Source organism: Streptomyces sp. NPDC031274, from assembly GCF_055570235.1.
Map to the genome: position 1 here is coordinate 1 of NZ_JBVIHP010000238.1, position 1,382 is coordinate 1,382.

Sequence of the window (1,382 nt, forward strand, 5' to 3'; positions counted from 1 at the left end):
GTGGCCCGAGGAGACGGAGCACCGCACGGCCCCCACCCCCTTCGGCGACACGTACGTCGCGGTGTGCGGCCGGGCCGACGCCCCGCCCCTGGTGCTCCTTCCGGCTGACTCGATGAGTCACCGCCTAATCGGCGGGGTGGTCCTGCCACGGCAGAACCTGGACGGTGCCCAGGGGCCATCGCGGATCCCAGTCGCCGTCAGGGTGTCGCGCTCTGGCTTCCTGCGCTTGGCGTTCGTGCCAGCGCTCCTGTTCCCGGTGCAGGGCGGGCCGGGACAGCCGTCCGATGGGTGGGTAGCAGGCCCCGATGATGTACGCCACGACGAGTGAGGCCGCGGCGTCGCTGTCCGGATGGGCGGCGTCTTCGTGCGGCACGCCGTACCACTCGGTGACGGCCTCCAGGGCGTGTCCACCGGGACGGTCAGGGGCGGCGTGCCGGTCCAGGACGAGAGGGTCGCAGATGGGCTGGAGGCCTCTGGGGACGCGATCCGCGAGGGGCGTCAGTCCATGCCGTAGCAGCTCTGTCTCCAGGGTGGTCAGCACGAAGGGGGCATGCCATGCCACCAGTGGTTCCCTCGTGGACAGATGGTCGGCGAGCACGGTTGCCAGCTCGTCCAGCGCCAGGGCCGCGGGGACGCCGTCGGCTCGGGCGTTCTCCATGATGCTGCGGTGGTTCTTGCGTCTTGCTATGGACAGAGGGCCCGGCCCCGGGTCGATCAACCAGCGTCGTGCCGTTCCATCCGTGGTGTGTACCGCCGCGCCGAGGATGCGGTCTACGGCGTACCGGTTGCCCGTGGTGGCGATGTCCACGGACATGAGGGATCTGCGATGCCAGCCGGGGTGATCGCCACGGGGCGGCGGGGCGAGGTCAGGGACGTGCTCCGGATGGCACACTTCCCAGCCGCCGTATTCGGTGAAGAGCAGCACCCCGAGTCCGGTCGGCACGACAAGGCCACAGGCCACACACTCGCCGTCCCGCTGGTTTGTCCGCATCGCGGAAATGTCCGAAGTGATCCCCCCGGGTTCAGGCTGCGGTGCGTGGTCCACGTGGTAGACCACCCAGCCTCCCGAGCGGCTCCGGAGCAGGGCGCCGGTCTCGGGTTGCACTGATCCGCCGCACCGGACGCACGGTCCCTCGTAACGATTGCTGCGTGCTGAGCCGGTCACAGGTGCCACCTCGATCACGCTCGGCATGTCAACCGACCAGAAATCAGGCCGTGTTGTGCGGGCAAAGAGCCCTGACCCGATCTAACTCCCCTCACGCCGCCTTGCACATGACGTGCTCGGTGCCGGTCGCTCACCTCAGCCAGCGCGGAATTGGCTCTGTCGAGTCACCCGGCAGGGCCACTGCCCACCGAGTCCCGTCCGCGTCCTGCACCATCAT

1 protein-coding gene is annotated in these 1,382 nt (G+C 69.2%); it reads right to left on the reverse strand.

The features are described from left to right. Positions 1-124: 124 nt before the first annotated feature. Positions 125-991, reverse strand: coding sequence for a 3'-5' exonuclease family protein (locus ACZ5CR_RS45300; RefSeq protein ID WP_468869544.1), 867 nt, complete (start codon positions 989-991; stop codon positions 125-127). Positions 992-1,382: the final 391 nt, after the last annotated feature.

Bases quoted from the DNA above. Each gene is read 5' to 3' on its own strand.
- ACZ5CR_RS45300 (WP_468869544.1), bottom strand. From the start codon at position 991: ATGCGGACAAACCAGCGGGACGGCGAGTGTGTGGCCTGTGGCCTTGTC.